Consider the following 25,273-nt stretch of genomic DNA (forward strand, 5'->3'; position numbering starts at 1 on the left):
ATGGGTCTCCTCGATATTTCAAACGTCACCAAGTCCTACGGCGCGGTCGAAGTGCTACACAGCGTCGACATCTCGGTCGATGAAGGTGAATTCCTCGTGCTGGTCGGCCCGTCCGGCTGCGGCAAGTCCACGCTCTTGAGCATGATCGCGGGGCTGGAAGGGATCACCTCCGGCGAGATTTCGATCAAAGGGCGCACCATGAACGGTGTGCACCCGTCGAAGCGCAACATCGCGATGGTGTTCCAGTCCTACGCGCTCTATCCTAACATGACCGTCGGCCAGAACATCACTTTCGGTCTCGAGATGCATGGCACGCCCAAGCCCGAACGCGAGGACGCGATGAACCGGGTGGCGGAGATGCTGCAGATCGACAATCTGCTCTCGCGCAAACCGGGGCAGCTTTCGGGCGGTCAGCGTCAGCGCGTCGCGATGGGCCGTGCGCTGGTGCGCGACCCGGATGTGTTCCTGTTCGACGAGCCGCTGTCGAACCTCGACGCGAAACTGCGCGTCGACATGCGCACCGAGATCAAGAAGCTGCACCAGAGCCTTGGCACCACCATCGTCTACGTCACCCACGACCAGATCGAGGCGATGACGCTCTCGACCCGGATCGCGGTGATGAACAAGGGCTATGTGCAGCAGCTCGGTACGCCGAAGGAAATCTACGACACGCCGTCGAATGTTTTCGTGGCGACCTTCATGGGCAGCCCCGCGATGAACGTGTTCCCGTCGCGGATCGTGGTGAAGGACGGTGCGCCCCATGCGGCGGTGACGGGCCATGACGGGGTGGAGCAACTGCTCCGCTTCCCGCAGCCCAATCTCGCCGCGTGGGACGGGCGCGAAATCCTTCTCGGGATCCGGCCGGAGACGATCACCGATCCGGAGGGGGCCGATCGCAACGCCGACCATATCGCGTCGCTGCGCAACCATATCGGCGTCACCGAACCCGCAGGGTCGGACACGTTCGTGACGATGACGCTGGGCGGGCGTGACGCCATCGCCCGGATGCGGGCCGATGTGACCGTGCGGGCGGGCGAGGTCTTCGATTTCGCCGTCAACATGGACAAGGCGGTGGCCTTCGATCCCAAGACGGAGGAGCGCATCCAGCCATGAGCGATGCCGACGTCATCATCATCGGCTCGGGCATGGGCGGTGCCACCACGGCGGCGGCACTGGCCCGGACGGGGCGGCGCGTGCTGGTGCTCGAGCGTGGCGAACGCCTGCCCGACACGCCGGACGCGCGCGACCCGGACGCGATCTTCGCGCGCGGTCATTACCGGCCCGAGGAAACCTGGCTCGATGGCGATGACGTGCCGTTCAACCCCGGCAACTACTACAATGTCGGCGGCAATTCGAAATTCTACGGCGCCGTTCTGATGCGCTACCGCAAGGCGGATTTCTCGCCTGTCGCGCATCAGGGTGGCACCACGCCGGGTTGGCCGATCGCCTATGACGAGATCGAGCCCTTCTACCAGAAGGCCGAGGCGCTCTATCAGGTGCGCGGTCAGCTTGGAGAGGACCCGACGGAGCCGCGCCATTCCGGCCCCTACGCCCATGCGCCGGTCCCGGACGAACCCGATATCGTAGCCCTTCGGCGGCGGCTGAAATCGGTCGGGCTCCACCCGTCCTCCCTGCCGCTCGGGGTCGATATCGACCGTTGGCTCGCGCATGGGCAGACGCCTTGGGATGCGTTCCCCGATACCTGCGGCGGCAAGATGGATGCGGAAAGCGTCGGTCTGGCGACGGCGCTGAAATCCCCGAATGTGGAGTTGATGACGGGCACGCGGGCGCAGCGTCTGATCGTTGATGCCGAGAACCGCATCAGCGGGGTCGAGGTCGAAAAAGACGGGCAGGTCCGGACGCTCACGGCGCCGGTCGTGGTGCTCGCCGCCGGCGCGGTGCAAAGCGCGGCCCTCTTGCTGGCTTCTGCGAATGAGCGCCATCCGACCGGGCTGGCGAACGGCTCCGATCAGGTCGGGCGCAATTTCATGAACCACAATTGCTCGGCCGTTCTGGCGCTGCACCCGCTGCGCCGGAACCGGGCGATTTACCAGAAGACACTGGCGATCAACGATTTCTACCTGTCGGGCGGGGCGAACGGCGCGCCGCTGGGCAATATCCAACTGCTCGGCAAAATCTCCGGTCCGATCCTCGCCTCGGCCTCGCCGCTGCCGCGACCGGTGGCAAGCTGGATCGCCAACCGTTCGGTCGATCTCTACGCGATGTCCGAGGACCTTCCCAATCCCGAGAGTCGCGTGACCCTCAAGAACGGCAAGATCCGGCTCGACTGGAAGCGGTCCAACTGGGAAACCCATCTCGAACTCGTTGCCATGCTGCGCAGAAAGCTGCGCGCTGCGGGCTACCCGATCGTGCTCGCGCGGCCGTTCGACCGGCAGACCCCGTCGCATCAGTGCGGGACGGCGCGGATGGGTAACGATCCGGCGTCGAGCGTCGTCGACACGTTCTGCCGCAGCCACGATCACCCGAACCTGTTCATCGCCGATGCGTCCGTCCTGCCGACTTCGGCTGCCGTGAACCCCGCCCTTACCGTCGCGGCGCTCGCCCTGCGCGCCGCCGAGCATCTCGCACAGACAGAGCTTGCCGCCTGAGCCACCCGGGCTGCGGCGAGAGACTTGGCCAAAGGAGGCCAGCATGAAGACGACTTACGATTTCATCATTATCGGCGGCGGTTCGGCGGGCTCGGTGCTGGCCGGGCGTCTCTCCGAGGACCCGTCGGCTGACGTGTTGCTGCTCGAGGCGGGCGGCAGCGATCGCCACCCGTTCTATCACCTGCCCGCGGGCTTCGCGAAGATGACCAAGGGCATCGGCAGCTGGGGCTGGGAAACGGTTCCGCAGCGCCACATGCAGAACAAGGTCTTTCGCTACACTCAGGCCAAGGTGATCGGCGGCGGCTCCGCGATCAACGCGCAGGTCTATACCCGTGGCAATGCGCGCGATTACGACGAATGGCGTCAGATGGGATGCACCGGCTGGGGCTATGAGGACGTGCTGCCCTATTTCCGCAAGGCCGAGGATAACGCGAGCCTCGAGAACCGGTATCACGGGAAGGGCGGCCCGCTCGGCGTGAGCGATCCGCGCGCGCCCCTGCCGGTCTGCGAGGCCTATTTCGAAGCGGCCGCCGAGCTTGGCATTCCGCGCAATTACGACGTGAACGGCGAGAAGCAGGACGGGGTCGCCTATTACCAGCTGACCCAGCGAAATGTGCGCCGCTCCTCGGCTGCGATGGCCTATGTCGCGCCCAATCGTCACCGCGAGAACCTCACGGTGAAGTTGGGCGCGCAGGTGCGCCGGATCGTGGTCGAGAATGGCCGCGCGACCGGGGTCGAGCTTGTCGATGGCACGCGCCTGCGGGCGGAAAGCGAAGTGCTGCTCTGTTCGGGGGCGATCGGCTCGCCGCGGCTCTTGCAGCTGTCGGGCATCGGGCCGGCGGACGAGCTGGCCTCGCTCGGGATCGATGTCGTCTTCGACCAGCCGGAAGTGGGGTCCAATCTGCAAGACCACCTCGACCTTTATTGCATCAGCGAACTGTCGGGCCCCTATAGCTACGACCGTTATGCGAAGCCGCATTGGGCGGCGCTGGCGGGGCTGCAATATCTGTTCGGACGCAAGGGGCCGGTGGCGTCGTCTTTGTTCGAAACCGGCGGCTTCTGGTATGCCGATCCCGAGGCGCGGTCCCCGGATCTGCAGTTCCACCTCGGGCTCGGGACCGGCATCGAACACGGCGTCGTCTCGATGCCGCAGGGCGGTATCACGCTCAATTCCTGTTACCTGCGCCCGCGCTCGCGCGGCAGCGTCCGTCTGCAAAGCGACGATCCGGCGAAGGCACCGTTGATCGATCCGAATTACCTGCAGGACCCGCTCGATCGCGAAATGTCGATCCGGGGGCTGAAGCTGACGCAGGAAATCCTGTCGCAATCTCCCTTGCGCAAATATATCCTCGCCGAGCGCCTTCCGGGGCCCGATGTCCGAACCGATGAGGATTACTTCGATTTCATCTGCACCCATTCGAAAACGTCGCATCACTGCGCGGGGACATGTCGCATGGGCGCCGATCCGGGAGCTGTCGTAGACCCGACATTGCGGTTCAACGGGATCGAGGGGCTGCGCGTCGTCGATAACTCGATCATGCCGCGCGTGATCTCGTCCAACACCAACGCCGCGGCGATCATGATCGGCGAGAAAGCCGCCGATATGATCCGCGCGGCACATGGAGGCTGACATGACAGTGCGCCACATCGTTCTCGTCAAATTCAAACCCGAGCTGAGCGAGGAAGAGATCGCGCCGCTCTGGGAGGAGCTGCACGCGATCGAGGGCAAGGTGGACGGGCTTGGCGCGATCTGCGCGGGCCGCTCCGAGAGCCCCGAGAAGATCGAGCGCGGCTACATGCACGGCTTCACGGTCGATTTCCGCGACTGGGAGGCGCTCGCCGCCTATCAGGAACATCCCGATCACCGGGCGCTCGGTGCGAAGCTCGTCGACAACGCCCAAGGCGGGATCGACGGCATCCTTGTCTTCGATCTCGAGATCGCGGCTCAGCCGCAGGGGGCGTGACATGGCGCCGAGCGACCGCAGACCGACGATCATCGACGTGGCCCGCAAGGCCGGGGTCTCGAAATCGACCGTCAGCCTCGTGATCCAGAACAGCCCCCTGGTGAAGCAGAAAACGCGCGAGCAGGTGCAGGCTGCGATGACCGAGATCGGCTATGTCTATAACCGGGCGGCGGCCAATCTGCGCAGCGCCGGGGCCGGGCTCGTCGGTCTCGTGATCAACGACCTTCGCAACCCGTTCTTCACCGAATTCGCGACATCCGTCCAAATGGCGCTGTCGAGCCGTGGCTATGCGGCGGTCGTGGCCAATACCGACGAAGACCCCCAACTGCAGGCGCAGGTGGTCGAGGCGATGATCGAGCACGGCGTCTCCGCGATGATCCTGTCGCCCGCCTATGGCGACGAGGCGCTGAGCTTCGAGGCGCTTCAGCGGGCGGGCATTCCGGCGATGCAGGTGCTGCGCAAAGTCGAGATGCGGACCGAGCTTTTCCCCTTCGCCGCGCCGGATTATCCGAACGGGACGCGCATCGCGACCGAGCATCTCCTTGAACAAGGCGCGAAGCGGATCGCTTTCGTGGGTGGACTGGAAGGCCGGGCCGTCACGCAGGAACGTATGGCGGGCTATTTGAGTGCGATCGAGATGGCCGGGCTCGAGCCCCATGTTCTGACCGGCAGCGCGAGCCGCGCTTTCGGCAGGGAAGCGGCGCACGCGTTGGCAAAGGATCATCCGGAGGTCGATGCCGCGGTCTGCTTCAACGATCAGGTCGCGCTCGGGATGATCTCCGGCTGCGCCGAGATCGGGCGCAATGTCGGCCGCGATCTGCGCATCGTGGGCTTCGATGACATCGAGGAGGCGGCCCATTCCTGGCCGCCGCTCAGCTCGGTGCGCTGCGACATTGACGGCTTCGGGAAGCTTGTCGCCGAAACGATCCTGGCCTGGCTCGAGAATGACAAGGTGCCGGCGCCGGAAATCCGCACGCCGGTCTCGCTGGCCATTCGTGGATCGAGTGGCGAGACGCCCGCGGGCTGAGACGACAGGGAGACGGGAGGCCCGCCCGTTCGGACGAAACAAAGACGAGACCGCGCGGAGAGACACCGGCGCGAACAGGAGAGGAGTGTTCAAATGACAGAGATCCGCGTTGCCGTGCTCGGCGCTTCGGGGTGGATGGGCAAAGTCCATACGATGGCCTACGAGACCTTTCCGCATTTCTTCGGCACCGAAGGTGGCACGGCGCGCGTCGTCACCCTCGTCGATCGTAATCCTGCGCGGGCGCAGGAACTTGCCGCGCGGGTACCCGGTGCGCGGATCGTTCAGGACTGGCGCGAGGTGATCGCCGATCCCGAGGTCGATCTCGTGGATATCTGCCTGCCCGACAACCTGCATTACGAGGTCGCGAAAGCCGCGCTCGAAGCGGGCAAGCATGTCTTTTGCGAAAAGCCCCTTGCCGAGTCCGCCGAGGAGGCGCGCGAGCTTGCCGATATCGCGAAGGCGCGCGGCCTGATCACCCGCGTCGGCCACGGCTTCCCGCGCAACCCCGTCCATGATCTTGCGAAGGAGATCATCGATGCGGGCGAGATCGGCGAGATCACGATGTTCAAAGGGTGCCAGCATGTCGACATGTATGGCGATCCGATGGTGCCCTACATGTGGCGCGCCGACGGGTCGCTCGCGCCGACCGGGATCGTCGGGGATACCGGCAGCCACGTCTTCAGCTTCATGGAATTCCTCGTCGGGCGGGTTTCGTCTCTGATTGCCAACAACATCATCGTCACCCCGCGCCGCCCCAAGATCGAAGGGCTGGGGCTCGGTGAGACGGCGGAGCTGACCGGCAGCGAGGAATGGGCCGATATCACCAATCCCGACGCGAGCCAGATTCTGTGCACCTTCGAGAACGGTGCGAACGGGATCGTGGATTTCAGCCGTGTCGCGACCGGGCGCAAGTTCATGCAGACCTACGAGATCTACGGCACGAAAGGCAGCCTCGCCTATACGTTCGACGAGGTGAACCGGCTGCGCTTCTACACCAATGCCGATCCGATCGGGCGCCGCGGCTACCGCGAGATCGATGTCGGGCCGGAGCATCCGACCTACGCGGCCTTCCTGCCGCTGCCGAATTTCGCGCTCGGCTATAATGAGACCAAGATCATCGAAGCGGCGGAGGTCATCCGCTCCATCGTCTCCGGCAAGGCGATGTGGCCGACCTTCGAGACAGGCCATCACATCACCCAGATCGTCGACGCCTGCATGAGCTCGTCCCGGCAACGCGCCTGGGTCGACATTCCGCAAAGCTGACCGGACCGCAAACGGAGCCAAGACATGGACAGTGCAATCCCTCAGGAAATCCTCGACGCCCTGACCGATATCGAGATGCCACGGCTGCGGGCCGACGAGGCGGTCCCGGAGATGCTCGAGATCGCGGGCCTCACCCTGCCGGTCTATCGCACCGGCTGCCTCGTTGTCGGCAGCGGGGCGGCGGGCCTTCGCGCTGCCGTCGAACTCAAGCGGCGCGGCGGCGAGGTTGTCGTCGCGAGCCAGAGCGCCTGGGGCGGGACCTCCGCCTGCTCGGGCTCCGACAAGCAGACGCTGCACACCGCGAATACCGCCGATCACGGCGACGATTTTCAGGCGATGGCGCGGGCGATCCGGGCTGGCGGCGCGATGGACGAGGACACGGCCTATATCGAGGCGGTCGGCTCGCCGCGCATGATGGCCTCGCTGCAATATCTCGGCCTGCCGCTCCCGCAGGACCGGTTCGGCGCGACGTTGCGCTACAAGACCGACCATGACGAGACCGGCCGCGCGACAAGCTGCGGCCCCCGAACCTCGCGGCTGATGGTCAAGGTGCTGGCGGAAGAGGCGCTGCGGCTCCACGTGCCGATCTTCAACCACACGACGGTCGTGCAACTGCTTACCGAAGGGGAGGGCGATGGCCGCCGGGTCACCGGGGCGCTGGCGTTCCGCAAATCCGACCGCAGCGAGGCCAATCCCTATGGTCTCGTGCTGTTTGCCGCGCCGAATGTCGTGCTGGCGGCGGGCGGGCCGGGCGAGCTTTATCGCGACAGCGTCTATCCCAATGGCTGTTTCGGAACGCTGGGTCTCGCGCTCGAAGCGGGGATCGAACTGGTGAACCTCACCGAAAGCCAGTTCGGCATTGGCACGCGCCGTGAGGGGTTCCCGTGGAACCTTTCGGGGACCTACGTGCAATCCCTGCCGCATATCTATTCGGTCGATGCCGAAGGGCGCGAGCATCATTTCCTCGCGCAATATTACCGGACGACGCAGGAGTTGGCCTCCAACGTGTTCCGCAAGGGCTATCAATGGCCGTTCCACGCGACGCGGATGCTGGACTTCGCGTCGAGCCTCGTCGATCTGGCGATCTGGCGCGAGAGCGCTGCGGGGCGCCGGGTCTTCATGGACTTCAATCGAAACCCGCTGCCGGTGCCCGGCGATCAGCCCTTCGATCTTGCCCGCCTCGACGAGGATGTGCGGACCTATCTGGGCACCGCCGGGGCGGATCAGGAGTTGCCGATCGACCGGCTGCGCCACATGAACCCGCTCGCGATCGAACTGTACCGTCGCTACAAGGTCGATATCGCCGCCGCGCCGCTCGAATTCGCGGTGAACAACCAGCATATGAATGGTGGGATCGCGGTCGATCCCTGGGGACGTTCCAACCTGCGCGGTGTCTATGCCGCGGGCGAGGCGGCGGGCACGCATGGCGTGACGCGCCCGGGCGGATCGGCCCTGAACGCCGGTCAGGTTTTCGGCACCCGCGTTGGCGAGCATATCGGCGCGAGCCGCACGGCCCATGCGCCGGATGCTGTCGGATCGGAGGCCCTCACTGCGGCGGTGACGGATCTGCTTGCACGGTTGAACACGGACAGCGCGCATTCCGTGAAGTCGGTCCGCGACGAAGTTCAGGCCCGGATGAGCGACCATGCCGGGATGATCTGCAACGGCGCGGACGTGGCCGAAGCGCTTGCAGCGGCGCGCCAGTTGAACCGGAGCTTGCGGAGCGGCGGGATCGCCCCGGAGCGCGCGGGCGATGGCGGTCGCGCGATCCAGTGGCAGCAGATGGCGCTTGCCTCCGAGGCCGTCCTTGCTGCGCTCGACCAGTATATCTCGCAAGGCGGTGGCAGCCGCGGCGCGCGCGCGATCTGTTCCGACGAGGGCGAAGCGATCCCGATGGCGCGCGACACGGATCTGGGCGCGTTCCGCTTCAAGACGGAGCGCGACATCGACAAGCAGACGCAAATCCTCGTCCGTCTGGAGGGGGAAGGTTTGAAAATCGACAGCCGTGAAAACCGCAGCTTCGACGAGAGCGCACGCGCGTTCTTCGAGCGGGACTGGCCCGATTGGTTGACCGGTCGCATCTTTGACCTCGACGCGGAAGGCCTGCGCGAATGAGTGAGAACCTGAAGAAGATGGTCGCCATCGGGGAGGCGATGCTGGAACTCGCCCCGGTCGAGGGCGGCACGTTCCGCCTCGGCTATGCGGGCGATACGTTCAACACGCTGTGGCATGCGGCGCAATTGCTTGGGTCGCGTGCCCGGGCGGGCTTCGTCACGCGCATCGGCGAGGATAAGCTGTCCGGTCGTTTCCTCGCCGAGATGGAGGCGGATGGCTTGGACATCTCCACCGTTCAGCGCGATGCCGAGCGCGAGATGGGCCTCTACATGATCGAGCTCGAGGGGGCGGAGCGCAGTTTTCATTATTGGCGCCAGCTCTCTGCGGCGCGTCGGCTCGCGGATGATCCCGATACCCTCGGGCGCGCCTTGTCCGGCGCGGATCTCGTCCATGTGTCGGGCATCACCCTTGCCATTCTCTCGCCGGAGGCGCGCGAGACGCTGTTCGATGCGATTGCCAGAGCGCGCAGCGATGGCGCGCGAATTTCCTTCGATCCGAACTATCGGCCACGGCTCTGGCAATCGCCGGAGGAGGCGCGTGACACGTGTCTGCGCATGCTCTCCCATACCGATATCGCGCTGCCGAGTTTTGACGACGAGGCCGCCTTGTGGGGCGATGCGACGCCGAAGCAGACCTTGGAGCGGTTGAGCGGGCAGGGGGTTGCGGAGATCGCCGTGAAGGACGGTGCGCAACCCGTCTGGTATCTTGCCGAGGGGCGCACCGGTCGGTGCGACACCCCGGTTCTGACAGAGCTGCGCGATACCACCGGCGCGGGCGATGCGTTCAATGCGGGCTATCTTGCCTCCCGTCTTCTTGGGCATCCGGTCGAACATGCGATCGGCATGGGGCAGACAGTCGGCGGCGCGGTCTTGGGCGAGCCGGGCGCGCGGCTGGGCAAGGACGCAGCGCGCGCCCTCGCGGCGTCGCTGGAATAAGGCGGTTACGGATCATCGCGTGACCTCATGCCTATGCAGTGGTCGTCATTCCGCCGCGCCGTGACGCTTCAAACCTGTCAGGCTGCCGTCTCGGGCGCGGGTCTTCCACCCACGCCAAACCACTCTGGCATCCGAAAATAGGTAAGCGTTGACGTGTGTTCTTAGCGCGAATCTCATTCGCCTTCAGGATGGGCGTGCTTTTGGCTATCTCAAAGAGAGACATGTCGGGGGGCCTATGGCTGCGCGTGCTGCCGGGACTGCGGGCGACAGAGGATCCACATTGGCGATGGCCTCGATTCGGGAATGGAGGTCGCTGAGAGGTCCCGTAATCAGGTCTTCCATCGGGCTGAAGCTCATGCCCCAGGCCTTCAGTATTTCGACCGAGGCGTCGAACATAGCTCGTGTGTCTGCGGCACGCCCGGCGCGACGAGCCGTCCACTCGGTGGAGAGAGCAAGCCTGACGTTCGCACAGCGTGCCTCGCCCTCTAGAAGTCCTTCGTTTTAAGAGACCTGTTAATTTCACGAAGAGGTTCGACGTCCGTAAACTCATTCGGGACGCGCATGCGGAAGTAGTAGGCCTTGCCCGTTGCCCCATCCGGGTGCAGTTCTCGCAAATTCTACCCGCAGTTGGGTGGGGCGACTTCTCCAAAGAAACTGGGAACTTCCACCGCCCGAGAGAAAAATTGCTTTCTCCCTCGAGCCTGCATCTCCTGGGCACCATTACTCAAAAAGTCGCGCAACTCATCCGGGTTGCACGACTTTTTCGTTTCTGGGCTGAGCGTTTTCGCGCAGGGACGCGCGCTGGGCCTTATTTCCTACGGAAAAAGCGCGCGCGGTCGTAAAGCGCTTCGAGCCGCGCCATGCGGGCCGAGGTTTCTTCCCAGGTCAGCGACTGGATCGCGGCCATAAGCGTTTCGACCAGAACCTGAATCGCGACCGTCGAATCCCACGCCGAGGGCGCTTCGATCTGCGCCGAGAAGCGGTACCGCGCATGGGTTGCGGCGGGCGAGACCCAAGGGTCGGTGATCAGCACGACTTCCGCGCCCTGCTCGACCGCCATTTCCACCAGTTGCAGCACGCTCGATTCGTAGCGGCGAATGTCGAAAACCAAGAGCACGTCGCCCTTCTGCATCTCGAGAAGCGCGGGCGGCCAGCTGTTCGAGAGCGGCTCGAGCAGTTCGACGCCGGGGCGGATCACCTTCATATGCGCCACGAAATAAGCCGCGATCGGGCCGGTGATCCGGCCCCCGGTCGCGAAGATGCGGCGTTTCGGATCGGCCATCAACGCGGCAGCGGCGTCGAACTCGGCATGGTCGATCTGCTTCAGCGTCGCCTGCAGATTGCCCAGAACCGTATCGGCGAAGCGGTTGATCATATGGGTGTCGGGCGCATCCCCCGCCCAGCGATCGTGTTTGACCAGCGGCGAGACAAGCTGCGCCTCCAACTCGTCGCGCACCGCCTGCTGCAGCCCCGGATAGCCACCATAGCCCATCTTCTGCGCCAATCGCACCACGGTGGGAGAGGAGACTTCGGCGGCCCGCGCCAGCTGCGCCACCGACCCCAGAAGCGCCATCGGATAGTGGCGCAGGATATGTCCGGCGAGTTGTTTCTCGGTCCGGGTCATCTCTTCGATGCCCGTCCGGAGCCTGTCTTCGATGCTTTGCGTCGCTGCTGACAAATCGGGCACCCCCGTGCGAATCAAGTTAGAAATGATTGTAACAGAATTTTCTTCTCTGAAATTTTCTTGACAGATGCGGCTTGGCGGGGCGAGCCTGACCCTAGGACGCGACGTAGAATCGCTCCGCTCAACAGAGAGGGACCGATTTGAACAGCGCGCATGTAGCGGTGGAAATCGAAGGCGCGGATCGACCGGGTGAGGTCGTTCTGGTCTGCGAACATGCGTCGAATGTTTTTCCTGAGCCTTGGGGCGATCTGGGTCTGACCCCCGAGCAGCGCGAGGCGCATATCGCTTGGGATCCCGGCGCGCTGGGCCTTGCGCGCGGTCTGGCTGCGAAACTGCAGGCACCGCTGGTCGCCGCCCGCCAGTCGCGGCTGATCTACGATCTCAATCGTCCGCCGCATCATCCGGGTGCGATGCCTGTGACCTCCGAAATTCACGACATTCCCGGTAATGCGGCGCTTTCGCCGGACGACCGTAGTGCGCGCACCGAGGCGCTATACGAGCCGTTCCACGCAGCCCTACGCAGTCTGATCGCCGAGCGGTTGGCCCGCGGGCGGCCGACGGCGCTGGTGACGGTCCATTCCTTCACGCCGATCTGGTTCGGGAAGCCCCGCGAGGTCGAGCTTGGCGTGATCCACGATGACGATCCGAGCCTGGCGCAGGCGGTTCTCGAGGAAGCCCGCCGTGTCACCGAACTCGATGCGCGTCTTAACGAACCTTACTCCGGCGCGGATGGCGTCTGTCATACGCTGGCGCTGCAGGCCACGCCGATGGGACTGCGGAATGTCATGCTGGAACTGCGCAACGATCTGATCGCCGATCCTACCGCGCAAGAGGCGATGGCCGCGACGCTTGCCCCGGTGCTGCAAGCCGCGCTGTCGCAGATCACCGCAAATAACGGGGAGGCCGCCTGATGCCACGCTGGAGTGTCGCCTATGTTCGCCTGATCGACGGGTTCAACCGCAAGCTCGGCAAGGTCGCGATGTACCTTCTCTACGTGATGATGGCGATTATGCTGTTCTCATCGCTGACGAAGATCTTCGAAATCCCCGCGCTCTGGACGCTCGAGATGGCCCAGTTCACGCTGGTCGCCTATTACATGCTCGGCGCGCCGTGGACCCTGCAGGGCGACACCAACGTCCGGATGGACCTGCTGTATTCCCGCTGGTCGCCGAAAGGGCAGGCCTGGTGGGATGCCTTCACCGTTTTTGCACTGATGTTCTACCTCGGGATCATGGTCTACTCGGCCTTCGATTCCACGGTCTATTCCTTCGAATATAACGAGCGAAACCCGACCGCGTGGCGCCCGGTGCTGTGGCCGATCAAGGTCATCATCACCACGGGCTTCGCGCTTCTGTTCCTGCAGGCCGTGGCACTTCTGATCCGCGATGTCGCGACTATTCGCGGAGAGGAAATCTGATGGATCACAACACCATCGCCCTTTTGATGTTCTCGACGATGCTGCTGATGATGCTGACCGGTCAGCGCGTCTTCGGTGCCATCGGCTTCGTCGCCGTCGTCGCGGCGTTCTGGCTCTGGGGGCCGGGCGGCACGCAGATGGGCTTCGGCTCGGTCATGAAGCTGATGAAATGGACGCCGCTGCTGACGCTGCCGATGTTCGTCTACATGGGCTACGTGATGTCCGAGAGCCGTCTGGCCGAAGACCTCTACCGCATGTTCCACGTCTGGTTCGGGCCATTACCGGGGGGCCTCGCCATCGGGACGATCATGCTGATGGTGATGATCTCGGTGATGAACGGGCTGTCGGTCGCGGGCATGGCGATCGGGGCGACGATCGCGCTGCCGGAACTGCTGCGCCGGAACTACGACAAGCTGATGATTTCGGGCGTGATTCAGGCGGGCTCGTCCTTGGGCATCCTGATCCCGCCCTCGGTCGTGCTGGTGCTGTTCTCGCTGATCGCGCGGCAGCCGGTGTCGGAACTCTGGCTGGCAGGCGCGGTGCCGGGGCTGCTGATGGCCACGCTTTTCGTCGCCTATATCGTGATCCGCTGCAAAATGAACCCGGACCTCGCGCCGCCGATGGATGCGGAAGAGCGCGCCATGATCACCATGCGCGAGAAGCTGCGCCTGCTGCGCGCGGGGCTGATGCCGGTCTTCATCTTCGTTGCGATGATGGTGCCTTTCCTGAAGGGCTGGGCGAGCCTGACCGAAGCCTCGGTGATCGGCGCGCTGGCGGCTGTCTTCGCGGCGGCGATCAAGCGGCGCTTCACTTGGCAGGTGTTCCAGGTCGCGACCGAGAACACGCTCAAGATCACCGTGATGTTCATGCTGATCATCACCGCGGCGCTCTCCTTCGGGGCGGTGTTCGACGGTCTCGGCGCGGGCCGCGCGATCGAGGATTTCTTCACCGACAGCCTCGGCCTCGGCCCGTGGCAGATCCTGATCCTGATGCAGCTGAGCTTCCTCGTGATGGGGATGTTTCTCGACGACACGGCGATGCTGGTGATCGTGGCCCCGGTCTATGTCTCGCTCGCCCGGCATCTGGGCTTCGACATGATCTGGTACGGTGTCCTTTATACCATCACCTGTCAGGTTGCCTATCTCACGCCGCCCTTCGGCTATAACCTGTTCCTGATGAAGGCGATGGCGCCCAAGGAATTCACCCTGCCGGTGATCTACGCCTCGGTGATCCCCTTCGTGGGCGTGATGGTCCTGACGCTGATCCTCGTAATGATCTTTCCGCAGCTGGCGCTCTGGCTGCCGCATGCGGTGCTCGGAAGATAACCATAACCCGGAAAAACCGGGATCAACCAACAAGGAGAGAGTGATGACGACAAGAAGACAGTTCCTCACCACCGGTGCGGTGGGTGCGGCTGCGGCGGGCCTTGCGGCCCCGGCCGTCGCGCAGACCACACCGATCAAGTGGCGTATGCAGACCTATGCCGGCCCCGCGCTGGCCGAACAGGTCGTGGACAATTGCATCAAGACCTTCAACGAAATCGCCGATGGCGAGATGGAGATCGAACTTTACTACGCCGACCAGCTGGTACCGACCTCCGAGCTGTTCCGCGCGATGCAGTCGGGCACGATCGACGCCGTGCAATCCGACGATGACTCGATGGCCTCGCCCACCGAAGTCACCGTCTTCGGCGGCTATTTCCCCTTCGGCCTGCGCTACTCGCTCGATGTGCCGACGCTGTTCAACGAATGGGGCCTCAACGAGATCTGGGACGAGCAGTATTCGGCCGTTGGCGTGAAGCACATCTCGGCGGGCTCGTGGGACCCGTGCAACTTCGCCATGAAAGAGCCGGTGAAGTCGCTCGACGATCTCAACGGCAAGCGGGTCTTCACCTTCCCGACCGCCGGGCGCTTCCTTGCGCAGTTCGGCGTCGTGCCGGTGACGATCCCGTGGGAAGACGTGGAAGTCGCGCTGCAGACCGGCGAGCTGGACGGCGTCGCATGGTCGGGCATCACCGAGGATTACACCTCGGGCTGGGGCAAGAACGCGCCCTACTTCCTGACCAACAACATCTCGGGCGCCTGGATCGGCCACTTCTTCGCCAACATGGATCGTTGGAATGAAGTGCCGGATCGTCTGAAGACGCTGATGAAGACCTGCTTCGATCAATCGCATTACCACCGCCAGTACTGGTACTGGTCGGGCGAGGCGAAGCTGCGCGTCGAAGGCACCGATATGGAGCTGACGACCATTCCGGACGCCGAATGGCAGAAGGTCGAAGACGCCGCCCACAAGTTCTGGGACGAGATCGCGGCCGAGAGCGAGTTGAAGGCCAAGGTCGTCGACATCTTCAAGAAATACAACGCGACGATGGCGAAGGCAGGCCCGCCCTATCGCTGCGGCTAAGCAAAGCGGGGGCGGCGGAAACGCTGCCCCTACGACGCAACATTTGCCCTCTTGTGGGGCCCCGCACCGCGCGGCAATCTCGCGCGGTGATCTTGATCCCGGAGGAACTCATGTCGCGTAAATTATCGTTCGACGCGCTCAAGAAATCGGTCAATGCAGGCGAGGTCGATACGGTCATCGCAGCCCTTGTGGATATGCAGGGACGGCTTCAGGGCAAGCGGTTCCACGCGGCGCATTTCATCGACAGCGCATGGGAAGAGACCCATTGCTGCAACTACCTGCTGGCGACCGACATGGAGATGGTCACCGTGCCGGGCTATGACGCGTCCAGCTGGGAGCGCGGCTACGGCGATTACGTGATGAAACCCGACATGGAGACGTTGCGGCTGATCCCGTGGGTTCCGGGCACGGCGCTGGTGATCTGCGATCTGCTCGATCATCATAGCCACGAGCCGATCCCCCATGCGCCGCGCCAGATGCTGAAATCGCAGCTCAAACGCGCCAAGGACATGGGCTATGACGTGATGATGGCGACCGAGCTGGAATTCTTCCTGTTCGAGGAAAGCTATCCGCAGCTCTTTGATGCGGGCTATCCCGATCCGACCCCGGTCGCGCGCTACAATGTCGACTATTCGCTGATGGGCAATTCGCGCGCCGAACCGGCGATGCGGGCGATGCGCAACGCGCTCTATGCGGCGGGCGTGCCGGTCGAATGCTCCAAGGGCGAGGCCGAATGCGGTCAGGAAGAGCTGAACGTGAAATATGCGGGCGGGCTTCAGACCGCTGACATGCATGTGCTCGTCAAGCAATGCGCCAAGGAAGTCGCCCAGTCCCACGGGCTCTCGGCGACCTTCATGGCGAAATACCACACCGACAAGGCGGGCTCGTCGAGCCACGTGCACCAGTCGCTCTGGAAGGGCGGAAAGCCTGCCTTCTTCGACAAGGACGCGCCGAATGGCATGTCCGAGCTGATGCATCAGTTCCTCGCCGGGCAGCTGACCCATGCGCGCGAGATCACCTATTTCCTCGCGCCCTACACCAACAGCTACAAGCGCTTCTGCGAGGGGCTTTTCGCGCCGACGAAAGCGGTCTGGTCTCTGGACAACCGCACGGCGGGCTTCCGCATCTGCGGCGAGGGCACGAAATCCATCCGCGTCGAATGCCGCATCGGCGGGGCGGACCTGAACCCCTATCTGGCCTGCGCGTCGCTTCTCGCGGCGGGGCTGGCCGGGATCGAGGGCGAGATGGACCCGGGGCCGGAAGCCGCAGGCGACATCTACAAGGCGGGCGAAGTGACCGAGGTGCCGAAATCGCTGACCGAGGCGTTGGGCGCTCTGGAAGGTTCGGACATGCTCAAATCCGCCTTCGGTGAGGACGTGATGGCCCATTACGTGCGCGCCGCCCGCTGGGAAATCGAAGAGCAGAACCGAGTTGTGACCGACTGGGAGCGGATGCGCGGTTTCGAACGCGCCTGAGTTTTGACAGACCCGCGGGGCCCTACACCCCGCAAGGAGACATGATGACCAAGACCCTGAAATGTATCTCGCCCGTCGACGGGCAGGTCTATGCCGAACGCGAGGCGCTGAGCGCCTCCGACGCGCAGGCGCTGGCCGCGAGCCTTCGCGCCGCGCAGCCCGCATGGGCCGAACGTCCGCTGTCGGAGCGTATCGCGCTCGTCGAGGCGGGCATCACCAAGCTCAACGAGATGAAGGATCTCGTGGTCGAGGAGCTTGCGTGGCAGATGGGCCGGCCGACCCGCTATGGCGGTGAATTCGGCGGCATGAACGAGCGCGCGGGCTACATGGCCTCGATCGCTGAAGAGGCGCTCGCCCCGATGGTGGTCGAGCAGAGCGACAGCTTCCTGCGCCAGATCGCGCGCGAGCCTGTCGGCGTCGTCTTCATCATCGCGCCGTGGAACTACCCCTATATGACGGTGATCAACTCGCTGGTCCCGGCCCTGATCGCGGGCAACACGGTGATGCTGAAGCACGCCACGCAGACGATGCTGGTGGGCGAACGTATCGCCGAAGCCTTCCACGCGGCGGGCGTGCCGCAGGACGTGTTCCAGAACGTCTACCTCACGCATGAGACCTCGGAAGAGCTGATGGGCGCGAAGGCGTTCGATTTCGTCAACTTCACCGGCTCGGTCGGTGGCGGTCGCGCGGTGGAGCGCGCGCTGGCGGGCACCTTCACCGGGCTGGGCCTCGAGCTGGGCGGCAAGGATCCGGGCTATGTCGCGGCGGATGCCGATCTGGACGCGGCGGTCGACGGGCTGATGGACGGCGCGCTGTTCAACGCGGGCCAGTGCTGCTGCGGGATCGAGCGGATCTACGTCCATGCGAGCCTCTACGACGCCTTCGTCGAAAAGGCCGCAGCCTGGGCGAGCAAGCTGACCCTCGGCAATCCGTTCGAGCCGGAAACGACGCTCGGCCCGATGGCCAATAAGCGCTTCGCCGAAGTGGTGCGCGGCCAGATCGAGGATGCGATCACCGATGGCGCCAAGCCGCTGCTCGACCCCGAGCGGTTCCCGGCGGACGACGGTGGCGCCTATCTCGCGCCGCAGATCCTCGTCGATGTGAACCACGAGATGCGCGTGATGCGCGAAGAAAGCTTCGGTCCTGTCGTCGGCATCATGCCGGTGAAGGATGACGAGGAAGCCATCGCCGCGATGAACGATTGCGACTACGGGCTGACCTGCTCGATCTGGACCGCCGATCCCGCCCGCGCCGAGGCGATGGGCAAGCGGCTGCAGACCGGCACTGTCTTCATGAATCGCTGCGACTATCTCGACCCGGCGCTGTGCTGGACCGGCTGCAAGGAAACGGGCCGTGGCGGCTCGCTTTCGGTGCTGGGCTATCACGCGCTGACGCGTCCGAAATCCTACCATCTCAAGAAGGTGACGAAATGACTGCCCCCACCGCAAACTGGTCCTATCCGACCACGATCAAATTCGGCCCCGGCCGGATTTCGGAACTGGCCGATCACTGCAAATCCGTGGGTATCGCGAAGCCGCTTCTGGTGACCGACAAGGCGCTGGCGGCGCTGCCGATCACCGCCGGGGCGCTCGACGTGCTGGACGGCGCGGGCCTTGGCCGCGCTGTGTTCTCCGAGGTCGACCCGAACCCGAACGAGGGCAACATGGCCGCCGGGATCGAGGTCTATAAGGCGGGCGGTCATGACGGAGTGATCTGCTTCGGCGGCGGCTCCGCGCTCGATCTGGGCAAAATGATCGCGCTGATGGCCGGGCAGGACGCTTCGCTGAGCGTCTGGGATCTGGAGGATATCGGCGACTGGTGGACGCGTGCCAATGGCGATGTGATCGCGCCGATCATCGCGGTGCCGACGACGGCCGGGACCGGCTCGGAGGTCGGGCGCGCAGGCGTTTTGACCAATTCCGAGACCCACAAGAAGAAGATCATCTTCCATCCCAAACTGATGCCCGCGATCACGATCTGCGATCCGGAGCTGACGGTCGGCATGCCGCCCTTCATCACGGCGGGCACTGGGATGGATGCGCTGGCGCATTGCCTCGAGGCGTTCTGTAGCCCGCATTACCACCCGATGAGCCAGGGGATCGCGCTCGAAGGGATGCGGCTGGTGTTCGAGAACCTGCCGCGCGCCTATACGACGCCGGACGATCTGGAGGCGCGCGCCAACATGATGTCGGCAGCGGCGATGGGGGCGGTGGCGTTCCAGAAGGGCCTCGGCGCGATCCACTCGCTCAGCCACCCGGTCGGCGCGGTCTACGGCACCCATCACGGCACGACCAATGCCTGCGTGATGCCGATGGTGCTCGACTTCAACCGCGCCACCATCGAGGAGCGGATCAACCGCGCGGCGGCGTATCTGGGCATCGCGGGCGGCTTCGAGGGCTTCAAGGCCCGGATCGAGAGCCTGCGCACCGAATTGTCCATCCCGGCGAACCTGACCGAGATGGGCGTGAAGCGCGAAGATCTCGACATGCTGGTCGAGATGGCGCTGGAAGATCCGTCCTGTGGCGGCAACCCGGTCGAGATGACGGCCGAGAATACCCGCGCGCTTTATGAGGCGTGCCTTTGACATCGGCGCGAGCGGGGGCTGCGCCCTCGCTCGTTGGCGCGGCTCACGCGTCTGTAACTAGTGTTGATGAGGAATTTTGCTTCAACATCTGTACTGCCAAAAATCTGTTACAACGCCCGCATAAAGGGTCGCCGATGCCGGAGCCAACCGGACGGCACAACCGTCGAAAGACAATAGCTCGGGGGAGACAGGACCGCATGAGGCGGCACCGCCCTCCATCAACGGGGAGAGACCTGAAAATGACCTTCAAGTTCCGTTATCTTGCAGCGGCCAGCGCCATGGCCCTTGCTGCCAGCACCGGCGTCAGCTTCGCCGACAGCATGGATGACCTCTACGCCGCCGCGAAAGAAGAAGGCAGCCTGACCACGATCGCGCTGCCGCATTCGTGGTGCAACTACGCGGGCGTGATCGACGGCTTCAAGAAGAAGTATCCCGGGATCACCGTGAACGAACTGAACCCCGATGCGGGCTCGGCCGACGAACTCGAAGCGATCCGCGCCAACAAGGACAACAAGGGTCCGCAGGCGCCCGACGTGATCGACGTGGGCCTTTCCTTCGGCCCGGCGGCCAAGGACGAGGGTCTGATCCAGCCCTACAAGGTCTCGACCTGGGACACGATCCCGGACAGCGCCAAGGATGCTGAAGGCTACTGGTATGGCGACTATTACGGCGTGCTGTCGTTCGCGGTGAACAAGGACATCGTCGACAACGTGCCGCAGGACTGGTCGGACCTGCTCAAGCCGGAATACGCGAACTCGGTGGCTCTCGCGGGCGATCCGCGCGCCTCGAACCAGGCGATCCTCGGCGTTCTGGCCGCGGGCGTCGCAGCAGGCGGCGAGCCGGGCAAAGCCTCGGGTGAAGCCGGCCTGAAATACTTCGCCGAGATGAACAAGAACGGCAACTTCGTGCCCGTCATCGGCAAGACCGGGACGCTCGCACAGGGCGCGACCCCGATCGTCGTCGAGTGGGACTATAACGCTCTGGCCGGTCGCGACACGCTGAACGGCAACCCGCCGGTCGACGTCGTCGTGCCGAAATCGGGCGTCGTCGCCGGTGTCTACGTTCAGGCGATCTCGGCCTACGCGCCGCACCCGAACGCAGCCAAACTCTGGATGGAATACCTCTATTCGGACGAAGGTCAGCTCGGCTGGCTGGAAGGCTATTGCCACCCGATCCGCTTCAACGATCTGTCGGCCAACGGCAAGGTTCCGCAGAAGATGCTCGACGCGATGCCGCCCGCCGAGGGCTATGCCAAGGCTGTTTTCCCGTCGCTCGACGCGCAGGCTGCGAACAAGGAAGTCGTGACCGGCGGCTGGGATAGCGTCGTCGGCGCGAACGTCCAGTAACCGAACCCGCATAAGCACACGCCCCGCGCCTGATCGCGCGGGGCGACTTTATTGAAAATTCTGCAAAGCGAGGCCCGATGCAAAGCCGCAAGCTGCCGCTGACTTGGGTGGGGATGGTTCCCTTCACGCTCTTCGCGCTTTTGTTCCTGATCGCGCCGACGATGTATATCGTGGTGGGCGCGTTTAGGACGAGCGACGGGGGCTTCACGCTGTCGAACCTCGTGAACCTGTTTCAACCGACGATCCTCGCGAGCTACTGGATCTCGATCAAGATCAGCCTCGCCACCGCGCTTGTAGGCTGCCTGATCGGCTTCGCGCTGGCCGCCGCCGTGACGCTGGGCGGCCTGCCGAACTGGCTGCGCGGTCCGGTGATGACCTTCTCGGGCGTGGCGTCGAACTTCGCGGGCGTGCCGCTGGCCTTCGCCTTCCTCGCGACGCTGGGACGTCTGGGTCTCGTGACCGTGCTGCTGAAGTCGTGGTTCGGCTTCAACATCTACACGCATGGCTTCAACCTGCTCAGCTTCTTCGGTCTGACGATCACCTATCTGTTCTTCCAGATTCCGCTGATGGTGCTGATCATCACCCCGGCGCTGGACGGTCTGAAGCGCGAATGGAAAGAGGCGGCGAGCATCCTCGGCGCGACCGGCTTCCAGTACTGGCGCATTGTCGCGCTGCCGATCCTCTGGCCCTCGCTGCTCGGCACGCTGGCGCTGCTATTCGCCAATAGCTTCGGCGCGGTGGCGACGGCCTATGCGCTCACCGGCTCGTCGATGTCGATCGTGCCGATCATGCTTTACGCGCAAATCCGCGGCGACGTGCTGCAGGATCCGCATCTGGGCTACGCGCTGGCCTTCGGGATGATTGTCATCACCGGCCTCGCCAACCTCGCCTATGTCTGGCTGCGCGTACGCTCCGAAAGGTGGATGCGATGAAATCCAAGAAACTCTGGTCCTGGCTCGCGCTGGCGTTCGGGGCGCTCTATTTCGCGCTGCCGCTGCTTGGCACGCTTGAATTCTCGCTGCGGGCGCGGCGCGGGGTCTATTCGCTCGACGCTTACCGCTCGGTGCTGGCCGATCCGCAATTCCGCGAGACCTTCAGCTACTCCGTCGTGATGGCGATCTTCACGATCCTCGTGGGCGCGCTGATCGTGGTGCCGACCGCCTATTGGGTGCGTCTGAAGTTGCCGCATTGGCGCCCGGTGGTGGAGTTCATCACGCTTCTGCCGCTGGTGATCCCGCCGATCGTGATCGTCTTCGGCTATATCCGGCTGTATAACACCTCGTCGATCCTGCCGCTGACCGGCACGACGACGGGCACCAACCTCCTGCTGATGCTGGGCTATGCCACGCTCTCGCTGCCTTACATGTATCGTGCGGTCGATACCGGACTGCGCACCATCGATGTCGGGACGCTGACCGAAGCCGCGCAGAGCCTCGGCGCCGGGTGGAGCACGATCCTCGCCCGCGTCATCCTGCCGAACGTGCTGGTCGCGGTGCTCTCGGGCGCCTTCATCACCTTCGCCATCGTCATCGGCGAGTTCGTCCTCGCCTCGCTCCTCAACCGGCCGGCATTCGGCCCCTACATGCAGCTGACCGGCGCGAACAAGGCTTACGAGCCTGCCGCGCTTGCGGTGATCGCCTTCTCGATCACCTGGATCTGCATGGGGCTGATCCAACTCGTCACCCGGTTTTCCAAACATACGAACGCAAAGCGGTAACCCATGGCCTCTCTCGAGATCGAACATCTGGAAAAATCCTTCGGCGCGAACCGCGTTGTGAAGGATTTCAACCTCTCCATCGAAGAGGGTGAATTTATCTCGCTGCTCGGCCCGTCGGGCTGCGGCAAGACGACCGTGCTGCGGATGGTGGCGGGCTTCGAGAGCCCTTCGGGTGGCGCGATTCGCATCGGTGGGCAGGACGTCACGCATCTGGGGGCGAACCAGCGCAATATCGGCATGGTGTTCCAGGCCTACGCGCTGTTTCCCAACCTGACGGTCGCGCAGAACGTGGGCTTCGGGCTGCGCGTGGCGAAACGTCCGCGCGCCGAGATCAAGGCCCGTGTGACCGAGATGCTGGAGCTGATCGGCCTGCCCGATCTGGGCAATCGCTACCCGTTCCAGCTGTCGGGCGGGCAACAGCAGCGCGTGGCGCTGGCCCGCGCGCTCGCGATCCAGCCGCGCGTACTGCTGCTCGATGAGCCGCTTTCCGCGCTTGATGCGAAGATCCGCGTGAGTCTGCGCGAAGAAATCCGCGACATTCAGCGCCGCCTCGGCATCACCACGATCTTCGTGACCCACGATCAGGAAGAGGCCCTGTCGATCTCGGATCGGGTGGTGGTGATGAATGGCGGTGTGGCCGAGCAGATCGGCGCGCCTTTCGAGATCTACAACCAGCCGAAGACCCGCTTCGTCGCGCAATTCGTGGGCACGCTGAACGCGCTCGAGGCCGAAGTGGCCGATCCGGCGCGCGGCGCTCTGCGCGTCGGCAATACCGAAGTGATCCTGTCCGAACCCGTCACCGCGGGCCAAGGCACTCCGGTCACGCTGGCCGCGCGGCCCGAAGTTCTGGCGCTGGGTCGCCGCGAGGGCAATGACACGGTGTTCACGGGGCGGATCGTCGAGACGCATTTCCTCGGCTCGATCCTGCGGGTGCGAATGGAGGTGGAAGGGCAGCTTATCGCGCTCGACACGTTCAACCGCCCCGGCAATCCGCCGCCCAAGGTCGGCACCGAGGCCGAGGTCAGCGTGGCGAGCCGCGACCTGCTCGTTCTGGCCGACTGACGACGCGAAAACGGGCCCGCACCCCTCTTTTCTCCGGGTTTTCGGACCCGGAGTCCCTTCTGCTGCGTTGCCGATAGAACGTTACGTATGACAGGTGCAGAAGGATCAAGATGGAGTGGCTGGTCGATCATAATCAAGTGGTGAGTATCGCGGTGCAGATCGTCACCGCGTTCGTCTGGCTGATCTATTTGCAGCTTCTGTTGCATAACTTTCGGCGTGAGCGCCGCTCGAAACTGCTGCTTACCCGGGTCGCGGGCGGCCATGAACGCGGGCATCTGATGCTCGGCAATATGGGCGCCGAGCCGATCTTCGTGAAAGCGCTTCTGGCCGATCTCGTGATCGACGGAAAAACCTATCACTCGATCGCCAGCGATTCCGGCGGCTTCGCCCCGTTCGCGGATTCCGGCCCCAACGAGTCGATCAAGGGCCCGCTGAAAACCGCGGATTATCGCGATCTCGGCCGCATCTCCGATCTTGTGGACGTCGCGCTGGACTTCTCGAGCTTGCCCGACGACGCAAAAGAGGTGGAGTCGGTGGTTTTCACCGTTCTCGCGGAAAGCAGCCGCGACAATATCCTGACCGCGGGACGGCTATGTTTCGACGTCTATCACGCAGGGGAGCATCAGCGCTTCCTGCCGCAGACCTCTTCGACGGTTCAGCTGCGCAGTTTCCGCAAGCGTCGGGAATTGGCGTCGCGGCTGGAGGAAATGCTGGAGCAGGAGGCGCGTGCCTTCCTGACCAGCGAGGACGGCGAGCGTCGAGCACGGGGCGCAGAGCTGAAACTGCTCCGACAGCGGCAAGAACAACGCCGGCAGGATCAGCAGGCGGGCTCTCCGCAGGAGGCCGCCGAATGAAGCACCGCGGGAACTTCAGCTAATTCAACCGACCATGGCACGCCGTTCCGGCCTCAGTCGCCAAAGGAGAAAACATGTTCAACTGGATCACCGGCGTCATCGCGTCCTTCGGCTATTTCGGTATCGCGGGGCTGATGCTGTTGGAGAACGTGTTTCCTCCGATCCCGTCCGAGCTGATCATGCCACTCGCAGGCTATATGGCGGCGCAGGGGAAATTCTCGCTGATCGGGCTGATCGTCGCGGGCACCATCGGTTCGGTGCTGGGCGCGCTCCTTTGGTACTGGATCGGCCTCAAGATCGGGATCAAGCGCCTGTGCCACCTGTCGAGCCGCCATGGCCGCTGGATCGGCATCACCCCGCGCGACATCACCCGGACCAAGAAATGGTTCGACAAGCACGGCTGGGTCGGCGTGTTCTTCGGGCGGATGCTGCCCGGCGTCCGCACGCTGATCTCGGTGCCGGCGGGCATGGCGCGGATGCCTTTCGTCCCGTTCCTTGCCTACACGACGCTGGGCAGCGCGCTCTGGACCGCGCTGCTGACCGTCGCGGGCTACCTGCTTGGCAAGCAGTACAGCGAAGTCGCAAGCTGGGTGAACCCGGTCTCGACCGGCGTGATCGTGGTGCTCGTCCTGCTCTACGCCTATCGGGTGATTACCTGGAAGCCGCTGAGAGATGACGACGAACCCAGCGGCGCCACGCCCGCGCGCGAGAGCTGAACTGCTGAGCACACGCGACACCTAAGCCGGGTTTTGCCATCTCGCGTTGGCAAGAACGCGGCAAAAGGCTTATATGCCCGGCAAGACGTTAAAGAAGGA

Annotated in this window: 23 protein-coding genes; 21 read left to right on the top strand and 2 right to left on the bottom strand. The window is 64.1% G+C overall.

Annotated elements, in window-relative coordinates:
- From F8R15_RS10905 to F8R15_RS10940, 8 genes are all read left to right on the top strand, one after another.
- Positions 1-1,113 carry an ABC transporter ATP-binding protein gene (locus F8R15_RS10905; RefSeq protein ID WP_152844588.1) on the top strand — a complete coding sequence of 371 codons (1,113 nt, stop codon included), beginning with the start codon at positions 1-3 and terminating at the stop codon, positions 1,111-1,113.
- A complete protein-coding gene (locus F8R15_RS10910; RefSeq protein WP_152844589.1) occupies positions 1,110-2,609 on the top strand; it encodes an FAD-dependent oxidoreductase in 1,500 nt (499 codons plus the stop codon). Before F8R15_RS10905 ends, F8R15_RS10910 begins: the two co-directional genes overlap by 4 nt.
- A 43-nt stretch (positions 2,610-2,652) precedes the next feature.
- Positions 2,653-4,239 carry a GMC family oxidoreductase gene (locus F8R15_RS10915; RefSeq protein WP_152844590.1) on the top strand — a complete coding sequence of 529 codons (1,587 nt, stop codon included), beginning with the start codon at positions 2,653-2,655 and terminating at the stop codon, positions 4,237-4,239.
- A 1-nt stretch (position 4,240) separates the two neighbouring features.
- Positions 4,241-4,573 (top strand): Dabb family protein, encoded by a 333-nt coding sequence (locus F8R15_RS10920; RefSeq protein ID WP_152844591.1) that lies wholly within the window; start codon positions 4,241-4,243, stop codon positions 4,571-4,573.
- 1 nt (position 4,574) lies between these two features.
- Positions 4,575-5,600 carry a LacI family DNA-binding transcriptional regulator gene (locus F8R15_RS10925; RefSeq protein ID WP_152844592.1) on the top strand — a complete coding sequence of 342 codons (1,026 nt, stop codon included), beginning with the start codon at positions 4,575-4,577 and terminating at the stop codon, positions 5,598-5,600.
- Between the two features lie 93 nt (positions 5,601-5,693).
- Positions 5,694-6,863: a Gfo/Idh/MocA family protein gene (locus tag F8R15_RS10930; protein ID WP_152844593.1), complete on the top strand. Its 1,170-nt coding sequence runs from the start codon at positions 5,694-5,696 to the stop codon at positions 6,861-6,863.
- 24 nt (positions 6,864-6,887) lie between these two features.
- Positions 6,888-8,978, top strand: a complete 2,091-nt coding sequence (locus F8R15_RS10935; RefSeq protein WP_152844594.1) for an FAD-binding protein — start codon at positions 6,888-6,890, stop codon at positions 8,976-8,978.
- On the top strand, positions 8,975-9,913 hold the full coding sequence (locus F8R15_RS10940; RefSeq protein WP_152844595.1) for a sugar kinase: 939 nt from the start codon (positions 8,975-8,977) through the stop codon (positions 9,911-9,913). Before F8R15_RS10935 ends, F8R15_RS10940 begins: the two co-directional genes overlap by 4 nt.
- A 485-nt stretch (positions 9,914-10,398) precedes the next feature.
- Here the strand turns inward: F8R15_RS10940 and F8R15_RS22100 are convergent, their stop codons facing one another.
- Together F8R15_RS22100 and F8R15_RS10945 are read right to left on the bottom strand one after the other, a co-directional pair.
- Positions 10,399-10,527, bottom strand: a complete 129-nt coding sequence (locus tag F8R15_RS22100) for a DUF6538 domain-containing protein (RefSeq protein ID WP_368731037.1) — start codon at positions 10,525-10,527, stop codon at positions 10,399-10,401.
- Positions 10,528-10,721: 194 nt separating this feature from the next.
- Positions 10,722-11,591: a MurR/RpiR family transcriptional regulator gene (locus F8R15_RS10945; RefSeq protein WP_078602509.1), complete on the bottom strand. Its 870-nt coding sequence runs from the start codon at positions 11,589-11,591 to the stop codon at positions 10,722-10,724.
- 146 nt (positions 11,592-11,737) lie between these two features.
- Here F8R15_RS10945 and F8R15_RS10950 point away from each other — a divergent pair, with 146 nt between their 5' ends.
- The 13 genes from F8R15_RS10950 (at position 11,738) to F8R15_RS11010 (ending at position 25,174) form a co-directional block, all read left to right on the top strand.
- On the top strand, positions 11,738-12,508 hold the full coding sequence (locus F8R15_RS10950) for an N-formylglutamate amidohydrolase (RefSeq protein ID WP_152844596.1): 771 nt from the start codon (positions 11,738-11,740) through the stop codon (positions 12,506-12,508).
- Positions 12,508-13,014: a TRAP transporter small permease subunit gene (locus F8R15_RS10955; protein ID WP_078522175.1), complete on the top strand. Its 507-nt coding sequence runs from the start codon at positions 12,508-12,510 to the stop codon at positions 13,012-13,014. The genes F8R15_RS10950 and F8R15_RS10955 overlap by 1 nt, the downstream gene beginning before the upstream one ends.
- On the top strand, positions 13,014-14,339 hold the full coding sequence (locus F8R15_RS10960; protein ID WP_152844597.1) for a TRAP transporter large permease subunit: 1,326 nt from the start codon (positions 13,014-13,016) through the stop codon (positions 14,337-14,339). The genes F8R15_RS10955 and F8R15_RS10960 overlap by 1 nt, the downstream gene beginning before the upstream one ends.
- A 43-nt stretch (positions 14,340-14,382) precedes the next feature.
- Complete coding sequence (locus F8R15_RS10965) at positions 14,383-15,420, top strand: TRAP transporter substrate-binding protein (protein ID WP_078522177.1); 1,038 nt, start codon at positions 14,383-14,385, stop codon at positions 15,418-15,420.
- Between the two features lie 110 nt (positions 15,421-15,530).
- Positions 15,531-16,895 (top strand): glutamine synthetase family protein, encoded by a 1,365-nt coding sequence (locus F8R15_RS10970; protein WP_152844598.1) that lies wholly within the window; start codon positions 15,531-15,533, stop codon positions 16,893-16,895.
- A gap of 44 nt (positions 16,896-16,939) precedes the next feature.
- Complete coding sequence (locus tag F8R15_RS10975; protein ID WP_152844599.1) at positions 16,940-18,328, top strand: aldehyde dehydrogenase family protein; 1,389 nt, start codon at positions 16,940-16,942, stop codon at positions 18,326-18,328.
- Positions 18,325-19,479, top strand: a complete 1,155-nt coding sequence (locus tag F8R15_RS10980; RefSeq protein WP_152844600.1) for an iron-containing alcohol dehydrogenase — start codon at positions 18,325-18,327, stop codon at positions 19,477-19,479. The genes F8R15_RS10975 and F8R15_RS10980 overlap by 4 nt, the downstream gene beginning before the upstream one ends.
- Before the next feature lie 239 nt (positions 19,480-19,718).
- Positions 19,719-20,825 (top strand): ABC transporter substrate-binding protein, encoded by a 1,107-nt coding sequence (locus F8R15_RS10985; RefSeq protein ID WP_078541552.1) that lies wholly within the window; start codon positions 19,719-19,721, stop codon positions 20,823-20,825.
- Positions 20,826-20,902: 77 nt separating this feature from the next.
- The gene (locus F8R15_RS10990) at positions 20,903-21,757 is read left to right on the top strand and encodes an ABC transporter permease subunit (RefSeq protein WP_078522181.1); all 855 of its coding nucleotides are present in this window, start codon (positions 20,903-20,905) and stop codon (positions 21,755-21,757) included.
- The gene (locus tag F8R15_RS10995) at positions 21,754-22,542 is read left to right on the top strand and encodes an ABC transporter permease (RefSeq protein WP_078541553.1); all 789 of its coding nucleotides are present in this window, start codon (positions 21,754-21,756) and stop codon (positions 22,540-22,542) included. The genes F8R15_RS10990 and F8R15_RS10995 overlap by 4 nt, the downstream gene beginning before the upstream one ends.
- A gap of 3 nt (positions 22,543-22,545) precedes the next feature.
- Positions 22,546-23,604 (top strand): ABC transporter ATP-binding protein, encoded by a 1,059-nt coding sequence (locus F8R15_RS11000; RefSeq protein WP_078522183.1) that lies wholly within the window; start codon positions 22,546-22,548, stop codon positions 23,602-23,604.
- Between the two features lie 110 nt (positions 23,605-23,714).
- Positions 23,715-24,458 (top strand): hypothetical protein, encoded by a 744-nt coding sequence (locus F8R15_RS11005; RefSeq protein WP_152844601.1) that lies wholly within the window; start codon positions 23,715-23,717, stop codon positions 24,456-24,458.
- Between the two features lie 74 nt (positions 24,459-24,532).
- Positions 24,533-25,174 (top strand): DedA family protein, encoded by a 642-nt coding sequence (locus F8R15_RS11010; protein WP_078550970.1) that lies wholly within the window; start codon positions 24,533-24,535, stop codon positions 25,172-25,174.
- Positions 25,175-25,273 lie beyond the last annotated feature (99 nt).

Source organism: Thioclava sp. JE_KL1 (genome assembly GCF_009296265.1).
Classification (GTDB): domain Bacteria; phylum Pseudomonadota; class Alphaproteobacteria; order Rhodobacterales; family Rhodobacteraceae; genus Thioclava.